Origin of the sequence: Bacillus sp. FSL K6-1003 (assembly GCF_037964945.1) — a bacterium.
Lineage (GTDB): Bacteria > Bacillota > Bacilli > Bacillales > Bacillaceae > Bacillus > Bacillus mojavensis.
Genome location: NZ_CP150176.1, coordinates 3,098,358 through 3,115,568, shown reverse-complemented (window position 1 = coordinate 3,115,568; position 17,211 = coordinate 3,098,358). Strand labels below are relative to the sequence as shown.

Sequence of the window (17,211 nt, the reverse complement as noted above, 5' to 3'; positions counted from 1 at the left end):
GAGAACGAAAAATTAATAACAAACTCAAATACGAGGTCCGGGGCGGGTGAGATGTAATGCCAAGACCACGGGATCCACGCAGAGACGAAGCTTTTCGTTTGTGGGAAGAGAGCGGCGGAAGCAAGAAGTTAAAGACAATAGAGAAGGTCTTTTATTTATGCAGTGATCCAGTAAACCCCTAAACATATGCGGAGCCCGCCTCACCAGCGGGCTTCCTCCTTCTTAACTCCCTCTATACACCTGATAACCAAACGGCGACAGCAAAAGGGGGATATGATAATCAGCTTCCGGATCAGAAAGATGGAAACGAACTGTTACAATCGTTAAAAACGGCTCAGCCGTGTTTTCCGCAAAGTATTCCCCTGCATGGAACTCCATTACATACTCCCCCGACTTCAGCTCTTCTCCCGAAAGGAGCGGAGCATCGACTCGGCCGTCTTTATTCGTAAAAGCCCCTTTGATAAGGATAAGACTTTTGTCTTCGCACAGCCGCTTCAATTCGATTTTTACGTTTACCGCGGGTTTGCCGCAGGTTAAATCCAAGATATGTGTTGTCAGCTTCCCCATCAGGCATTCAGGCTCCCTAATGCTTCCCCGGCATTCTGTTTTTCTTTCTCGGCGTCTTCTCTCGTCACGGTGAAACGCTGGAAACCGAATGGCGGGCGCGGTTCTGTGTAGACTTTTCCTTTTGTGCCCGGAATCTCTTCGACGACTGTATCCCATGTGTGATTTTGAGATTGGAAGCTGACATTCGTGAGCTGAGGGAACCTCATTAATATTCGGCATCCGATATGATAGATTAAGTTTTGAATGGAAGGAGTTTCGAGCTCGTGAAATACAGTGCTCGCTAAGTCACGGATTTGTTCAGCCGCCACGTAACGGGCGGGATCGGCGGCGTATGCATCTTCCGCATGTTCATAACGCCAGCTGATGTTTAAGTAGACAAAGAGCGGACGATTGCCATCTTCAGGAAGAGTCGTATATTCGTCTCTGATAAAGCCGACGAAGGAGTTTCCGCTCACTTTGACAAGCTGGAGATCCGTGATTTCGCTGTATTGCTCCTTCATCGTTATCGTATCCCCAGTTCGTTCTGCTTTGAGCACCGACCGGGCGCGTTCATTGCGCGATCTTCTGAAGACAAGCTGGCTTATACCGAGCTCTTCATCCTCGTATGCAGGCATCGCTTCAAACGGAATGTCTTCACCTGTCAGAGTGATCGTATCCATATGAGAATAGGTGTCTAAAAATCTGTGAGCCACATAATGCAAGAAGCCCTCGGTGGTTGTTCCCTCATAGGAAGCGAGGTGGCGCTGAATAAAGTTTTTCATCGAATCCGTAGCCACGATAAGCGTATTATCTCCGTCTGTAAATGACGGCAAAAAGGCATCTCCGCCAATTTCGCATGTCACATCAATGCCAACAACTGTATTGGTTCTCCCTGTAAAAGAAGACTCAGGGATTTTCTTTATGCCTGTGAGCGGTTTTAAAAACGTTCGGTATGCAAACACATTTCCTTTGCCGTAAGACATGGTTCTTTTCATTTGAATCTCTCCTTTTTCTGTTATGATGTCCTCTAAACGAAAGCGGGCGATGCGGTATATTTCCTCAAGAGCCTGCTGGAATTCTGTTTCCGGTTTGTTCTTCAGTCTTGTCAGCAGAGCTTCGCGGATCTCCTGTTTCGTTTTTTCCTTTACCGCTAAAATAAAAGGAAAACCGAAGTTTTGAGAGTAGTCTTCATTTAGTTTGAGAAACTCCTCGTATTCCTGCTGTTCAAGCTTACTGAGCCCTGCGTTTTGCTGCTCTTTTACTGAGGAAGCGCTCATTGTTTTCTTGGTGCCGAGACGAGGGTGTTTGCAGATGAGCTCAAGCTGTGTCTTGCGGTCGGCAGCTTTTACAAAGCGGGACATTTTTTGATGCAAATCAGAAAGAGAGGAGAAGGGGCGCAGTGCCGCGGCTTCCTCCGCAATCCAAGCAGAGTGCTCAAAAATAGATCCGAGTGTGTCAGTCAGTGTTTGTCTATCCATTTGATTCAGGTCGTCAATTGTGAACATAAGCCATCTCCCCTTTACGTATTGATTTCCGCGCCATGGGGCTGTTTGCATTGAAAAAAAGTGTTCAATGTAATCGCGGTTAAGCTGCCAATGACAATGCCGCTTCCGGTCAACACGGAAGCTGCTCCCGGGAGAGAGGAAAACAAGGCGGGCACCGTGGTGGCGCCAAGCCCTAAGCTGACAGAAGAAGCAATGATCAGCAGATTGCCCTGTGTTTCAAAATCGACGCCAGAAAGCATTTTAATACCGTAAGAAATGACCATGCCAAACATAACGATCATCGCGCCGCCGAGAACTGCATTCGGGATCACGGTCGTCAATGCCGCGGCTTTTGGCATCAGCCCGATTGCCATCAGCATAAATCCAGTGATGGCAATGACATGGATGCTTTTAATTTTTGAAAGCTGAACGATGCCGACGTTTTGCGAGAAAGCCGTATACGGAAACGCGTTAAACAAGCCGCCCAGCACAATTGCAAGTCCTTCCGCACGGTAGCCTTTCCCAAGATCTTTCTCTGTTAGTTTCCGGTTTGTCATATCGGAAAGAGCAAAGTAAACACCCGTTGATTCAACAAGGCTGACAATCGCAACCAATAGCATGGTGAGAATGGCAGGCAGCTCAAAGGTTGGTGTGCCGAAATAAAATATAGAAGGAACATGAACCCAGGACGCCTCCGCAACCTCAGAAAGATCGACTTTTCCCATAAAGAAAGCGGCTGCCGTTCCAGCTGCAAGGCCGAGTAAAATCGCAATGGAGCGGATGAACCCTTTAAAGAAATAAAACAGCACTAAAATAAAGGCTGTAACGGCAAAGCCAAGCAGCACGTTGCCTAGTGAGCCGAAGTCTTTGCTGCCTTCACCGCCGGCCAGGTTATTCATCGCCGTCGGAATCAGGCTGATGCCGATAATCATAACGACTGAGCCGGTTACGACCGGCGGGAAAAAACGGACAAGCTTTCCAAAGAATCCCGCGGCTAAAACGACTATCAGCCCGGCTGCGATAATCGCACCGTAAATCGCTGAAACACCGTATATGCTGCCAATGGAAATCATCGGGCCGACTGCAGTAAACGTACAGCCGAGGACAACGGGGAGGCCGATGCCGAAATAGCGGTTTTTCCAGAGCTGTAAAAGAGTGGCTGCCCCGCACATAAACAAATCAATGGCAATTAAATATGTCAGCTGGCCCGCATTCAGCCCGATCGCAGCTCCGACGATCAGAGGGACGAGAATGGCTCCCGCATACATCGCCAGCATATGCTGAAGCCCAAGCATCAAAAGCTGAAAGGAATTTTGCTGTTCCTTCATCTCTATTTACACCTCTTTTTCTAAAACAAGTTTGTTTTCTAATACGGGCAGTTCTTCCTTCTGAACGATTTTTTCCTGTTTGGCGCGCAAACTGAAGAATAGGTTTAAAAAGATTGCAGTCAGGCTTCCTGTGATCATGCCGTCACTGACCAGAATGCGGATCGGAGCGGGAAACTCTGTGAAAATCGCCGGTACTGTGCTGGCGCCGATACCGAGTGCGATTGAGCAGGCGATGGTCAGCAGATGATATTGGTTTTTCAGATCCACTGTACTGAGCATTTTTACTCCGGAGGCGATAACCATGCCGAACATGACAACAGTCGCGCCGCCGAGTACAGCCGCGGGAACGGAGGAAGCAAGAGCGGCAAACTTAGGAATCAGACCAAGGAATAGAAGGATACAGCCCGCGGTGACGACGACATTTCTCGTTTTCACCTTTGTCAGCTGCAATAATCCGGCGTTTTGTGCAAATGTATTATAGGGAAAGGCGTTGAACAGCCCGCCTATCATAATGGCGATTCCCTCTGCCCGGTAGCCTTTGACCAGGTCTTTTTCAGTTAGAGGCCGGCCGCATATCTTTCCGATGGCGTAAAAAACGCCGGTTGATTCAACAATAATGACAATTCCGACGATCAGCATCGTGATGATTGGACCGATTTCAAAAGATGGAGCGCCGAAGTAAAACGGCTTCGGGATTTGGAAGAATGGGGCTTCAGATACAGATGAAAAGCTGACCTTGCCCATGACGGCAGCCGCCGCAGTGCCCGCAGCAATCCCGATCAGAACGGAAAGCGTTCGGGCAAACCCTTTGAGAAAGCGGTTGAGGACTAAGATCAGGATAAGGACGCCGACAGAAAGAAGAAGGTTTTCGAGCGAACCGTATTCGGGATTGGCGCTGCCGTTTACTTTTTCTCCACCAGCCATATTTTTTACACCTGTCGGAACAAGAGAAAGACCAATCAAGGTCACAACAGTTCCTGTTACGACAGGAGGGAATAACACGGTCAGCTTGCCGAAGAAACGGGCACACAAGAAGATCAAGACACCGGCTGCAATGATTGAACCGTAAATCGCTGAAATGCCGTAATTTGCACCAATTGCAATCATCGGGGTGACGGCCACAAACGAGCTGCCGAGCATGACGGGAAGGCCGATGCCGATGTACGCTCCTCGCCAGGTCTGCAAAAGCGTCGCGGCTCCGCATGTTAACAGGTCAATCGCCAATAGGTAGGACAGCTGTTCCGACGTTACATTCAGCGCTCTGCCGACAAGCAGAGGCACCAAAATTGCACCTGCGTACATGGCCAGCACATGCTGCAGGCCAAGAGTGAACACCGCAAACGGTTTTTGTTTCACTATAGCTCCTCCTTTTACATGTGAACTTTAGTAACATGATAGCGTGCCGTTTGCCAGATGTCATTGGGTACAGTAGCTGAAAAATAGGAGCGTTATTGCTGAAAGTAACGAAAAGCCATTTCTTTTGTAACATAATGTGACAAATGCTAGCTGATCAGCCGCTGCATCCGCAAGGCAAGCCGCAACCGCATGGTCGTTTCGGGATCTTTTAAGCTTTTGCCCAGTAATTCTTCACACTTTTCGAGGCGGTAGATGACCGTATTGCGATGCACGTACAAGCGTTTTGCCGTCTCGGAAATCTGGCAGTGCGTCTCTAGATAGACAGACAGTGTGTGAAGCAGGCTTTGATCCTCCTGCTGCTTTTCAGCCAGGCTTTGAAGAGTGGAATTGTAAAATTTCTTCAAATCCTCAACCGGGAGCAGGCGGAGAAGCTCAGGTACATCTTTCGCGTGGTACACTTGGATAAACTCCGTGCTTCTTGATAAATGTCCTGATTGGAGAGCGTCAGACGCTTCTATGAAAGCATCCGGAACATCGATCAGCTTTTGGCAAATGTTGCTGATGCCAAAGGACAATGTCCGTTTAAATTGGTTTTTAACCTGTGCCTGAAACTGTTCTAAAAAGCTGATCACCGAGGCGTGCATTTCACTCCAGCTGTCTGTCGCTTCGATCAGCAGAATGCCGACATTTCCTTTAATAAAGAGGTGAGGCGGAAATGGGAAGGCAGACAATTCGCCTTCGAGAAATTCAAATACACTGTCAGAGGCCAGCTGATTTTCAGTAAAGCTGATCGACCTGTCATTCCGGTCGAGCTTTCCGGCGATACACATATATTTTTGATCCCAGCTGAGCTTAAATTCTTTTGCCCGGTTTTTGATTTCGTCGTCTGAAGAGAACGACCGCTCGATAAAATTACTGAAAAATTCATTCCGCGCCCGCCGGCTGTATTGCTTCAGCGCGTTTTCCTTCAGCAGCTCAAAGGAAATCACGTTCGCAGCCTGTTCAATGGTGAGTATCAATCCTTTATCAGCGGCTTGGATCATTTCCGGTATCAGCAGGTAGCCGCAGCTTTTTTCGTGATTATAGATAGGAAGGACAGAATATGTTTTCTGATTCGAGATCGAAGAGAAACAAGTGAAAAACGGTCCGGACACGGTGTGCAGCGTGCTCTTGAGCTTTTCGGTTTCAACTGACATCTGATGAGAGGCAGAAAGCATTTTGGCATGCTGGTCAAGGAGCAGCACGGGAAGATGAAGGAGGTCTGATACCTTTTTGAGCAGAGATTGCAGCCCCTTGCCGCTCATAATGTGGTTTGTGAACTTTTTATGTGCGTAAATGGCTTGCTGAAGCTCGTTTGAACGCATGTCAAGAATATGGCTCAACGTGGCATTGACAATGTCTCCGAGGCGTATATGCTCAGGGAGCTCGATGATCGGAAACGCGTGTGAATCGGCCAGGTCGATGATTTCTTTCGGAATATCCTCCAGGTAGCGTTTTGTTTTAATGCCGAGACCGGCACAGCCGCGTTTCGCCATTTGCCGAATCAGCTCTGATAACTGGTGAGGATTGTCCTTCAGGTGATATGCGGTGGTGACGAGAAGCTCGTCTTTATGCAAAAAATCCGCGATATCAGGAGCATCCATCATGTTGACATGCTGAACCTCTCTTTCTCCCCCCGCTTTTCCCGCAATTAAAACTGCATTTTCGTAAGCCGGTATTTTCATCACATCAAAAATATTCATAGCTCATTCTCCTTTTCTTGCAAAAAATAATCATTGGTTAAGATGAATAAATTTCATTATTAATTCTAGCTGTTTTGCTGATGTAATACGATCATAGTAACAGTAAAATGTTGAAAATAGACTGAATGTGTTACATAAACTGACATAAAAATTCATCATCATACAGGGGAGGGATCAGTATGGCTTACGATTTGGTGATAAAAGGAGCGAAGGCAGTCACGCCGGACGGTGTTAAAGAAGCTGATATTGCAATGAAAAACGGGATCATTGCCAAGATCGGTTCTGCAATAGAAGCAGAGGGGGCACCGGTTGTGGAGGCTGGCGGGCAATATGTTTTTCCGGGTGCGGTCGATTGTCATGTTCATTTCAACGAACCCGGAAGAGAGGATTGGGAAGGGTTTGAAACGGGCTCGCGGATGATGGCTGCAGGCGGCTGCACCACTTATTTTGATATGCCGCTGAACTGCATTCCATCCACGGTGACGGCTGAAAACCTTCTCGCAAAAGCTGAAATCGGCAGGCGAAAATCGGCGGTGGATTTTGCGTTATGGGGCGGCCTTGTGCCCGGTCATATTGATGACATACATCCAATGGCTGAAGCGGGTGCGATAGGATTTAAAGCATTTTTATCAAAATCAGGCACAGAGGAGTTTCGCTCTGTTGATGAACGGACCTTGCTTAAAGGCATGAAAGAAATCGCGGCCGCAGGAAAAATCCTTGCTCTTCACGCAGAAAGCGATGCGATCACAAGCTTTTTGCAGATGGAATGGGCGAATAAAGGGAAAGTGAATGCAGATGCATACGCGGCCTCCCGCCCGGAAGAAGCCGAAGCTGAAGCAGTGTATCGCACGATTCAGTATGCGAAGGTGACAGGCTGTTCAGTTCATTTTGTCCATATCAGCACGGCGAAAGCGGTCCGGCTGATCAGAGAGGCGAAACGGGAAGGGCTTGATGTTTCGGTCGAAACATGCCCGCATTATGTTTTGTTCAGCCATGACGATTTACGGGAAAAGGGCTCTGTCGCAAAATGCGCCCCTCCGCTCAGATCGCAGCCATCAAAAGAGGCGTTAATTGATACGCTGATCGCGGGGGATATTGACATGGTGTCCTCGGACCACTCCCCCTGCCGTCCTTCTCTGAAGAGGGAGGATAATATGTTTTTGTCATGGGGCGGAATCAGCGGCGGGCAGTTTACTTTATTGGCCATGCTCGAATTGGCCCTTGAGCGGGACATTCCATTTGAAACCATTGCTGAATGGACAGCGGGGGCACCCGCGAAGCGATTCGGCCTTCAGCAAAAAGGGAGGCTTGAAGAGGGACGGGACGCGGATGTCGTTCTCGTCAGCATGGAGCCATACACAGTCACAACAGAGACGATGTTTGCAAAGCATAAGCAGAGCATTTATGAAGGACATACCTTCCCCTGCCGCATCTCATCCACCTACAGCAGAGGACGGTGCGTGTACAGTGATGGGGAGAAAGCAGACAGCGGAATTGAGGGAGCGCTGGTCGTTCCTTCGTAAACCCGGCAGATTGAAATCTGCGGGTTTTTTTATGTCAGTGACTTTGGTTTTTAAAAATCAAGCATCGTGGTATCTTTTTAAAAAGGGGGCTGCGATGATGGAACACGTCAAACACATACTAAACCAATCATGGTCGCTGCATACGAGTTCTAAATGGACGAAAGAATGCCCGGCATGCGGCCAATGCGGCGTGACGGCATTGGTGGTACAGGAGCAATTCGGGGGCGATATTTTCAAAACAAAGGTCGGTGAGAGCTGGCACTTTTATAACAGCATAAATGGGGCTGTGTATGACTTTACGAGTGAACAGTTTCAGGAGCCTATTGTGTACCAAAATATCCCTTCCTCAAGAGAGGAGGCGTTTTTGGATACCAATGAGGAACAATATCAGCATCTGCGCTCAGCGTTTTTCCGCAATATGAACAGCATTTCCGAGGAAACCTGAAAACGCGTGTGATAAACTGGAAGAGAGGTGAATGATTGTGATTTATATCGGACTGACGGGATGGGGGGATCATGACAGCATTTATCCGCCGAAAACGCCCAGCCAGAAAAAATTGCAGGCCTATTCCTCCCATTTTCCGATCGTGGAAGTAGACGCGAGCTTTTACGCGATTCAGCCGGCGCGCAACAATGAAAAGTGGGTGAAGGAAACACCGGAAACCTTCCAATTTATCATTAAAGCGTACCAGGGCATGACGGGGCATCAGCGCGGCGACATTCCGTTTGACTCGAAAGAGGAGATGTTTGATGCTTTTAAGCTGTCCTTAACGCCATATTTACATAGCAATAAGCTCGCCATGGTGCTGTTTCAATTTCCGCCGTGGTTTGACTGCAAGAAAGAAAATGTCGCTTATTTAAGATGGTGCAAAAATCAAATGGGTGATATTCCTTGCGCGCTTGAGTTCAGAAACCGCTCCTGGTTTTCACCGCCATTTTATGAGCAGACGCTTTCCTTTATGAAAGCGGAAGGCTGGATTCACAGTGTCTGTGACGAACCGCAAATCGGCGAGGGAAGCGTTCCGACTGTTTTGCGGGCGACCGATGAAAACAAAACGCTCGTCAGGTTTCACGGACGCAACAAGCAGGGCTGGATGAAGCCCGATGGCGGGAAGAACTGGCGTGAGGTCAGATATTTATACCGCTATAACAAACAGGAGCTGGAAGACTGGAAAAAGCATCTGAACGCATTGCAGCAGCAATGTAAAGATGTATTTGTCCTCTTCAACAACAATTCCGGCGGAGACGCCGCGGATAACGGCAAGCAAATGCTTGAACTGCTTGATATCGAGTACTCCGGACTTTCTCCGAGACAGCTCGGTTTATTTTAGAAAAGAGGTTTTGATTGATGTCGTTTGTGATTTTGGTCGTACTGGGATTTATTGCGGGTACGGTAGGAAGTTTGATTGGACTCGGCGGCGGGATTGTCATCGTTCCGGCCATGATGTTTTTAAGCGCGGTGACGCCGTATTTTCAGGATGTGACGCCGCAGGTCGCCATCGGTACTTCGCTTCTGGTCATTATTTTTACGGGTCTTTCCTCAACTTTGGCTTATATTAAATATAAAACGGTTGATTATAAAAGCGGGCTCATTTTCTTTATCGGTTCAGGTCCCGGCAGCATAATCGGGGCCTATGTATCAAAACTTTTTAATTCCAGCTCGTTTTCCATTTGGTTTGGCATATTTATGATTCTTATTTCATTATCCTTAATGCTGAAAGCGAAGGCGCGGCCGGTAAACAAAGAGCACAGAGGAATAATACGGACTTTTCAGGATGATGCCGGAGAGCCCTATACTTACTCGTATCAGGCGTCTGTCGGGATTGCCATCGCCTTTGTTGTCGGCTTTTTAGGCGGGCTCTTTGGAATAGGAGGCGGCTCGCTGATGGTTCCGGCCATGATGCTGTTATTCCTGTTCCCGCCAAAGGTTGCGGTGGCAACATCCATGTTCATTATTTTCCTGTCTTCTATGACAGGATCTGTATCACATATTATGTCCGGGCATGTGAATTGGCTGTATGCCCTCGCGCTTGTGCCCGGCGCTTGGTTCGGCGGAAAGCTTGGAGCCGCCATCAACCGAAAAATGCAGACGAAAACGATCGTCATGATCATGCGGATCGTATTAATTTTGATCGGCTGCCAGCTCATTTATGAAGGCATTTTCAGCTGAACGATTAGGAGAGAATGGTATGAAAGAGAAGCTCCGCTTATATCACACAAATGATTTGCACAGCCATTTTGAAAATTGGCCAAAAATAACAGATTATATTGAGCATAAAAGAAAAGAACATCAGCTGCACAGCGAAGAGACGCTCGTTTTTGATATTGGTGATCATATTGATCGTTTTCATTTTGTGACTGAGGCAACATTCGGAAAAGCGAATGTAGACCTCTTAAACCGTCTTCAAATTGATGGAGCGGCTATCGGCAATAACGAGGGAATTACGCTTCCTCATGAAGAGCTTGCTTCTTTATATGATCATGCCGAGTTTCCCGTTATCGTCTCTAATCTTTATGACAAAAAAGGAAACCGCCCGTCCTGGGCGGTTCCTTACCATATCAAAACATTGAGAAACGGCATGACCATCGCTTTGTTAGGCGTAACGGTGCCGTATTATCCCGTCTATGACAAGCTGGAATGGACTGTTACTGATGCGCTCGAGAGTATAAAAGAAACCGTACAGGAAGTGAAAGGGCAGGCTGATATCATCGTTCTCCTGTCGCATTTGGGAATTCTTGACGATCAAGCGGTTGCTGAAGCAGTTCCGGAGATTGACGTAATCCTCGAGTCTCATACTCACCACCTGCTTGAAAATGGACAGATGGTCAACGGTGTATTGCTTGCCAGCGCTGAGAAATACGGAAACTATGTCGGCTGTGTAGACATCACGTTTGACAGCGAAAAGCGAAAAATCATCAGCAAAACAGCGTCTGTTCAAAATGTGGCGGAATGGACAGGGGAATCGGCGGAAACCAAAGCATTTCTTGAGGAAAAAGAACGTGAAGCCGAGGAAAAGCTGTCCGTTGCCGTTGCGGAGCTTGCGCAAGATGCTGAAGTCAAGTGGTTTGAAGAATCCGAGCTGCCTTTACTTTTGGCATATGCGTTAAAGGAATGGTGCGGAGCCGACATCAGCATGGTGAATTCAGGCGTCATCCTAGGACCGCTTAAAGCCGGTCCGGTGACGAAGCTTGACCTGCACCGCATCTGTCCTCACCCCATCAACCCGGTTACTGTCCGCCTGACGGGAGAGGAACTGAAAGAAACGATTCTCCATGCTGCTTCAGAACAGGTGGAGCAGCTTCGAATTAAAGGATTGGGCTTCCGGGGAGAAGTGATGGGGAAAATGGTGTACGCGGGTGTCGATGTCGAAACGAAACGCTTGGATGACGGAATCACGCATGTCACACGGATCACGCTGAACGGGGAAGAGATTGAAAAACATAAACAATACTCCGTTGCGGTTCTCGACATGTTTACGCTCGGCAGGATGTTTCCGATCATCCGCGACGCCGCAGAAAAAGAATATTTTATGCCGGAATTTTTGCGGGATCTGCTTGCCTGGAAGCTTGCACAATAAGGAAGTCAGCCCACAACAAGCCGTGCCCTTCATCATAAAGTGATAAATGAAGGGAGTTGGTTGACGTGGTAAATCTGACACCGATTATGATAGAAGGACAGCCTTTTACAGCTGTGACAGTAAAACTTCCAAAAACAAATTTCATGGCAGTCTCCAATGATCACGGATATATTATGTGCGGCGCGCTTGATGTGGCGCTGCTGAATGAAAAATTAAAGGAGCGTGGAATTGTGGCGGGACGGGCGGTTGGTGTACGAACAATTGACCAGCTGTTAGACGCCCCTTTAGAATCCGTCACCTATGCCGCAGAGGATCTTGGCATTCATGCCGGCATGAGCGGCAGAGAAGCGCTTTTAAAAATGGTGAAATAAAATAAATTGGCCCGGCTATTACTATGTCCCCCCTTACAAGCATACATTGTGATATGTAAGGGGGGATTTTCTTGCCAAGATATCGCGGCCCTCTTCGCAAGAGAGGACCTTTGCCTTTCCGGTACGTGCTGTTGCTGTCACTCGTATTTTTTATTATATCGACAACAGTCAGCCTTTGGATGATCAATGGCTCTATTAAACCGGTATTAATGAGCATCGGTGAAATGGAAACGAAGCGTGTGGCAACAGAGGTGATTCAGGATTCCATTGAGGATTATATGTCTGACAGCGAAAATATGAAAGATATGTTTCAAATGAATTCTGATGAAAACGGAAATTTAACGACAATCGATTTTAATACACAGGTTATAAACAGTGTGAAAACAAAGGTGACAAAGCAGCTTCAGTCTCATTTGAAAGAGATGGAAACCCACACGGGACACAGCGGTGCCAGTGAAAATATTATGATCAACATCCCATTGGGACAGGTGACAGGAAACAGCCTTCTTGGAAACCTCGGCCCGAAAATTCCGGTCCGGTTCAATTTGATCGGTGACGCCTTTACGGACGTCAAAACAAAAATAAAGCCATACGGCATTAATAACGCACTGATTGATATCAGCATCTTTGTAGAAATTAAAGTGAAGGTCATCATCCCGTTCGCAAGCAAAACGGCCGTGGTCACCAATAATGTTCCTGTATCAATTAAAGCAGTGCAGGGCGAAGTCCCGCAATTTTATAACGGAAGCGGCGGTTCAGGTGTTACGCCTTCTGTCCAGCTTCCAAGCAGCAAAGAAGAAGAAAGCCATGATTCAAAAAATGAAAAAAACAAAAAATAAAGCCGCCTTTTCATGAGGCGGCTTTCGTCATTTCTTTTTCTTGTACTCATAGCGCTCCCACGCTCTCAAATGAGGATAAGGATCAAACGACCATTCCGTTTTTCCATTATCCTTATACATGCCATAGTGCAGGTGCGGCGGAAATTTTCCGGCTGTGCCGGGCGGGCCGTATCCTGAGCTGCCGACTGACCCGATCACTTGGCCGGGCTCAACGATCTGCCCTGGTTTAATGCCTTTCGCAAACCCATTGAGGTGGGCGAAATAATGATACGTATTGTTAATATCTCTGATGCCGATTCTCCATCCTCCAAAGCGGTTCCAGCCTTTCATTTCAATGACGCCGTAACAGGTGGATTTTACAGGAAGGCCATAATGGGCAAAGATATCCGTTCCTTCATGAATCCGCCTTCCTCCAAAGCCGCGGGCGTCCCCCCACGTGCTGCGATAGCTGTAATCCGTTCTGATTGGAAGCGGAAACGCATGCTCGCCCAAATCAATATGACCGTAAGCCTTAAACAGCTTCATGAACTCGGATATGATTCCCACTGTTTGATCACGGCGGTAGTAATTCCAGAGCCCGATGCGGATATTTTCCTCATCTGTGCCGTACGACAGCAGATATTGTGCGAATGTATACAAAATGTCTTCGTCATTGCTGACTTCGGCTTTCCCATCGCCGTCACCGTCCATTCCGATTCCGTCAAACACTTTTATGCTTAACGGTGCATCGTCTTTCGGATTCGGGTTTTCTGGTCCGCTCCAGATTTCATCCGGTACATAGATGCTGATGATTCCCGTTTTGTCAGGCAGATCCTTTCTGTTGCTCCGCACATTCTCCTCGTATTGATCAACAGCGGCTAGCGCATACCAAGGAATCTGCGTCACAGCTTCGACTTTATGATATAATTCCATCCGTTTAGAAAGCACCGGATCTGAAAGCTCTTTTCCAGACGCAAAAGGTTCAAATGCAAACAAAAGGAGAAGAAGGGCAGATAACACAACTTTCACAAAATAATCTCCTTTCAATATTGAATACACATAGTTTGCGGCAACCCGGCGAGAAAATGTCAGTAATCATCTTCCCTTGTCGAGAAATTTTTCCTATGTTAAAGTGTCTAAAGAAAAGACTTTCTTTAGTTAGAAAAACATTATTTTTGTTGCAGAAATGAAAGAACTGCACCTATCTCGTTTTCAGAATGTTTCGTGTCAGAAATTGAGTATATTGGATATTGGAGATGATGGGAAATGGCAAAGAAAGACGAACACCTCAGAAAGCCCGAATGGCTCAAAATCAAATTAAATACAAATGAAAATTATACAGGGCTCAAAAAACTCATGCGGGAAAACAATCTGCACACCGTATGTGAAGAAGCAAAATGTCCGAATATTCATGAATGCTGGGCAGTGAGACGTACAGCCACATTTATGATTTTAGGATCTGTTTGTACGAGAGCGTGCCGTTTCTGCGCTGTCAAAACGGGCCTTCCGACTGAGCTTGACCTGCAAGAGCCGGAACGCGTAGCAGATTCCGTCGCTCTGATGAATCTGAAACACGCGGTTATCACAGCTGTTGCGCGTGATGACCAAAAAGACGGCGGTGCGGGTATCTTCGCGGAAACTGTCCGTGCAATCCGCAGAAAAAGCCCATTTACGACTATTGAGGTGCTTCCGTCAGATATGGGCGGAAACTATGATAACTTAAAAACGTTAATGGATACGCGCCCTGACATCCTGAATCACAATATCGAAACGGTTCGCCGCCTGACGCCAAGAGTCCGCGCGCGTGCGACATACGACCGTTCATTGGAATTTTTGCGCCGCGCGAAAGAAATGCAGCCAGACATTCCCACAAAATCAAGCATCATGATCGGACTCGGTGAAACGAAAGAAGAAATTATTGAAGTGATGGACGACCTCTTGGCAAACAATGTTGATATTATGGCAATCGGCCAATACCTGCAGCCGTCGAAGAAGCACTTAAAAGTCCAAAAATATTATCATCCTGATGAATTTGCAGAATTGAAGGAAATCGCGATGCAAAAAGGCTTCAGTCACTGTGAAGCCGGTCCGCTTGTCCGTTCCTCCTACCATGCGGATGAACAGGTTAACGAAGCATCAAAAACACGCCAAGCGCAAGCATAATGCCAAAACGCCAGATCATCTGGCGTTTTTGTCATTCCTATTCGCTTCCTTGTCCTGGCGTGTTTCTCCATTGGCGTTTTCGTTTTCCGAGACAGGGCTTCCTTGCGGGGAGTTTTTCATTTCTTGTATCGTCCCTGACATGATGTCTCTGACATCTCTTGAACCGGAGCCCAGATTGCTGTAATTTTTGATGGCCTGCATGTGATTCGGATTGTCAGAAATGTACACATGATAGTAACGCGGAATCACCGAAACAGCCGTTTTTTTCACTTGATCAGCTGTCAGTTCACGGTTTCTTGAATCGGTTTTGTACACGACAAGCGCTTCTTGGTCAGTTACGAGCACTGCGGCATCTTGAATATGAGGGAGCTGAACCGTTAAGCTTGATATGATGTGAGCGGTTTCTTCACGGTCTGGCGCCGGTGTCTCCTGCTGTTCGCCGTCAATTTGTTCTTTTTGATAACGAACATAACCAAATTGTTCATTCTTATCATGCCTATTAAAAGCCTCATCGCGGTCAGATACATGAATGGGCTTGGTTTCATTTTGATGCTGGACATTCTGCTCAGCGTTATTGAATCCTGCGCCTCCGCATCCGGATAAAAGCCCGGTCATCAGGAAGAGGCTGACAGCAGTTCGTTTCATTTGTAATCCCTCCTTATATGTAGGGTAGCCAAATCACACGAATTATTCTTTAGCAATTGATGGGGAAGGGGCAATGAATTATGATAGGAATGAGTGAAAAAGAGGTGAGATCATGATTCTTATTCAAAATGCCGAATTTGAGTTGGTGCACAATTTCAAAGACGGCTTCAACGAAGAGGCTTTTAAAGCTCGTTATTCCGATATTTTAAATAAATACGATTACATTGTGGGAGACTGGGGATACGGCCAGCTCAGGCTCAAGGGCTTCTTTGATGACCAGAATCAAAAGGCGACCTTTGAAACGAAAATCAGCACATTGGACGAATACATTTACGAATACTGTAATTTCGGCTGTGCGTATTTTGTCTTAAAACGGATCAGAAAATAACTATTTCACAAAGGGGATGCTGTCATGTATTTTGTTGACAGAAACAAGATAGAGCATACACTCGGATTCTTTGAGCGTCAGCTGGCGCTGTTTCATTCGCAAACAGACTGGAAGTCCGAGATCGAGGGGCTCGCGCTTGAACGCATCGGCCACCTGTTAATCGAATGCATTCTAGATACAGGAAATGACATGATCGACGGTTTTATAATGCGGGACCCGGGCAGCTATGATGATATCATGGACATACTGGTTGATGAAAAAGTCGTAACGGAAGAAGAGGGAGCACAGCTGAAGCAATTGATTGCGTACCGAAAAACATTGGTTCAGCAATATCAGCTCGCTGACAGCGCAGAGCTTTACAAGCTGATCACCGCGCATCTAGCGGTCCTTCAAGCCTTTCCGAAACGAATCAGAATCTACTTGGAAACAGAGCTGGGCCCTGTTTCCGCGTTTAAATAACGACAGGAAAGCCACAGGAGTGTTAAAGATGAAAACATATAAAGGGTATTTAATTGATTTAGACGGAACGATGTACAACGGCACAGAAAAAATTGAGGAAGCGTGTGAATTTGTCAGAACGCTGAAAGACCGCGGCATTCCTTATCTTTTTGTGACAAACAACTCTTCCCGTACACCGAAGCAGGTGGCGGACAAGCTAGTCTCTTTTGACATTCCGGCAACAGAGGAGCAGGTCTTTACGACAAGCATGGCGACTGCCCAGCATATCGCCCAGCAGAAAAAAGACGCGTCTGTGTATGTGATCGGGGAAGAAGGAATTCGCCAGGCGATTGAAGAAAACGGCCTGACCTTTGCAGAGGAAGATGCGGACTTTGTTGTTGTCGGAATTGACCGCGGGATTACATACGAAAAACTTGCCATTGGCTGCCTCGCAATCAGAAATGGCGCCCGGTTTATTTCCACAAACGGTGACATTGCTATACCGACTGAAAGAGGCCTCCTGCCGGGCAATGGTTCACTGACCTCTGTGTTAACCGTATCCACAGGCGTGCAGCCGGTATTTATCGGCAAGCCGGAATCCATCATCATGGAGCAGGCGATGCGTGTTCTTGGCACTGACGTATCCGAAACACTTATGGTCGGTGACAACTACGCGACTGACATTATGGCAGGCATGAATGCAGGGATGGATACACTGCTTGTCCACACAGGCGTAACGAAAAGAGAGCATATGACAGACGATATGGAAAAACCGACTCACGCTATTGATTCTCTGACTGAGTGGATTCAACATATATAAAAAAAGGGCGC

General features: G+C 47.2%; 19 protein-coding genes. 12 read left to right on the top strand and 7 right to left on the bottom strand.

The features are described 5' to 3' along the window. Positions 1–56 precede the first annotated feature (56 nt). On the top strand, positions 57–182 hold the full coding sequence (locus tag NSU16_RS15950) for a phage terminase small subunit-related protein (protein ID WP_244956470.1): 126 nt from the start codon (positions 57–59) through the stop codon (positions 180–182). A 40-nt stretch (positions 183–222) separates the two neighbouring features. Here NSU16_RS15950 and uraH read toward each other — a convergent pair whose 3' ends face one another. The 5 genes from uraH to NSU16_RS15925 form a co-directional block, all read right to left on the bottom strand. Beyond that, positions 223–567, bottom strand: coding sequence for a hydroxyisourate hydrolase (gene uraH / locus NSU16_RS15945; protein ID WP_339191463.1), 345 nt, complete (start codon positions 565–567; stop codon positions 223–225). Further along, positions 567–2,051, bottom strand: a complete 1,485-nt coding sequence (gene pucL / locus NSU16_RS15940) for a factor-independent urate hydroxylase (RefSeq protein ID WP_339191461.1) — start codon at positions 2,049–2,051, stop codon at positions 567–569. Before pucL ends, uraH begins: the two co-directional genes overlap by 1 nt. A gap of 14 nt (positions 2,052–2,065) precedes the next feature. Then, positions 2,066–3,358, bottom strand: a complete 1,293-nt coding sequence (locus tag NSU16_RS15935; RefSeq protein ID WP_339191459.1) for a nucleobase:cation symporter-2 family protein — start codon at positions 3,356–3,358, stop codon at positions 2,066–2,068. A 6-nt stretch (positions 3,359–3,364) separates the two neighbouring features. Then, the gene (locus NSU16_RS15930) at positions 3,365–4,714 is read right to left on the bottom strand and encodes a nucleobase:cation symporter-2 family protein (RefSeq protein ID WP_168748671.1); all 1,350 of its coding nucleotides are present in this window, start codon (positions 4,712–4,714) and stop codon (positions 3,365–3,367) included. 146 nt (positions 4,715–4,860) lie between these two features. Then, on the bottom strand, positions 4,861–6,456 hold the full coding sequence (locus NSU16_RS15925; protein WP_339191457.1) for a PucR family transcriptional regulator: 1,596 nt from the start codon (positions 6,454–6,456) through the stop codon (positions 4,861–4,863). A 179-nt stretch (positions 6,457–6,635) separates the two neighbouring features. Between NSU16_RS15925 and NSU16_RS15920 the strand changes: the two genes are divergently transcribed. The 7 genes from NSU16_RS15920 to yunB all read left to right on the top strand — a co-directional run bounded on the left by NSU16_RS15920 (position 6,636) and on the right by yunB (position 12,767). Then, complete coding sequence (locus NSU16_RS15920; RefSeq protein WP_339191456.1) at positions 6,636–7,979, top strand: allantoinase; 1,344 nt, start codon at positions 6,636–6,638, stop codon at positions 7,977–7,979. A 97-nt stretch (positions 7,980–8,076) separates the two neighbouring features. Next, positions 8,077–8,424, top strand: a complete 348-nt coding sequence (locus NSU16_RS15915) for a hypothetical protein (protein ID WP_010331754.1) — start codon at positions 8,077–8,079, stop codon at positions 8,422–8,424. A gap of 37 nt (positions 8,425–8,461) precedes the next feature. Beyond that, a complete protein-coding gene (locus NSU16_RS15910; protein WP_010331753.1) occupies positions 8,462–9,310 on the top strand; it encodes a DUF72 domain-containing protein in 849 nt (282 codons plus the stop codon). Positions 9,311–9,327: 17 nt separating this feature from the next. Beyond that, the gene (locus NSU16_RS15905; RefSeq protein WP_168748668.1) at positions 9,328–10,149 is read left to right on the top strand and encodes a sulfite exporter TauE/SafE family protein; all 822 of its coding nucleotides are present in this window, start codon (positions 9,328–9,330) and stop codon (positions 10,147–10,149) included. Between the two features lie 19 nt (positions 10,150–10,168). Beyond that, positions 10,169–11,557, top strand: coding sequence for a bifunctional UDP-sugar hydrolase/5'-nucleotidase (locus tag NSU16_RS15900; RefSeq protein WP_326332084.1), 1,389 nt, complete (start codon positions 10,169–10,171; stop codon positions 11,555–11,557). Positions 11,558–11,622: 65 nt separating this feature from the next. Beyond that, positions 11,623–11,928, top strand: coding sequence for a YunC family protein (locus tag NSU16_RS15895; RefSeq protein WP_010331750.1), 306 nt, complete (start codon positions 11,623–11,625; stop codon positions 11,926–11,928). A 71-nt stretch (positions 11,929–11,999) separates the two neighbouring features. Continuing rightward, a complete protein-coding gene (yunB, locus tag NSU16_RS15890; RefSeq protein ID WP_010331749.1) occupies positions 12,000–12,767 on the top strand; it encodes a sporulation protein YunB in 768 nt (255 codons plus the stop codon). Between the two features lie 27 nt (positions 12,768–12,794). Here yunB and lytH read toward each other — a convergent pair whose 3' ends face one another. Further along, complete coding sequence (gene lytH / locus NSU16_RS15885) at positions 12,795–13,775, bottom strand: L-Ala--D-Glu endopeptidase (RefSeq protein ID WP_229149126.1); 981 nt, start codon at positions 13,773–13,775, stop codon at positions 12,795–12,797. A gap of 237 nt (positions 13,776–14,012) precedes the next feature. Here lytH and lipA point away from each other — a divergent pair, with 237 nt between their 5' ends. Beyond that, positions 14,013–14,909 carry a lipoyl synthase gene (lipA, locus tag NSU16_RS15880; protein ID WP_339191454.1) on the top strand — a complete coding sequence of 299 codons (897 nt, stop codon included), beginning with the start codon at positions 14,013–14,015 and terminating at the stop codon, positions 14,907–14,909. A 15-nt stretch (positions 14,910–14,924) separates the two neighbouring features. On the opposite strand, the gene NSU16_RS15875 is transcribed toward lipA, so the two are convergent. Further along, entirely contained in the window at positions 14,925–15,554 is a 630-nt protein-coding gene (locus NSU16_RS15875) for a YhcN/YlaJ family sporulation lipoprotein (protein ID WP_268447251.1), read from the bottom strand. A 112-nt stretch (positions 15,555–15,666) separates the two neighbouring features. Here NSU16_RS15875 and NSU16_RS15870 point away from each other — a divergent pair, with 112 nt between their 5' ends. From NSU16_RS15870 to nucF, 3 genes are read left to right on the top strand one after another with little or no spacing between them, the layout of a single operon-like run. Further along, the gene (locus tag NSU16_RS15870; RefSeq protein WP_003228682.1) at positions 15,667–15,942 is read left to right on the top strand and encodes a YutD family protein; all 276 of its coding nucleotides are present in this window, start codon (positions 15,667–15,669) and stop codon (positions 15,940–15,942) included. A gap of 24 nt (positions 15,943–15,966) precedes the next feature. Beyond that, on the top strand, positions 15,967–16,401 hold the full coding sequence (locus NSU16_RS15865) for a DUF86 domain-containing protein (protein WP_010331745.1): 435 nt from the start codon (positions 15,967–15,969) through the stop codon (positions 16,399–16,401). A gap of 28 nt (positions 16,402–16,429) precedes the next feature. Continuing rightward, the gene (gene nucF / locus NSU16_RS15860) at positions 16,430–17,200 is read left to right on the top strand and encodes a 5' nucleotidase NucF (RefSeq protein ID WP_168748664.1); all 771 of its coding nucleotides are present in this window, start codon (positions 16,430–16,432) and stop codon (positions 17,198–17,200) included. Positions 17,201–17,211: the final 11 nt, after the last annotated feature.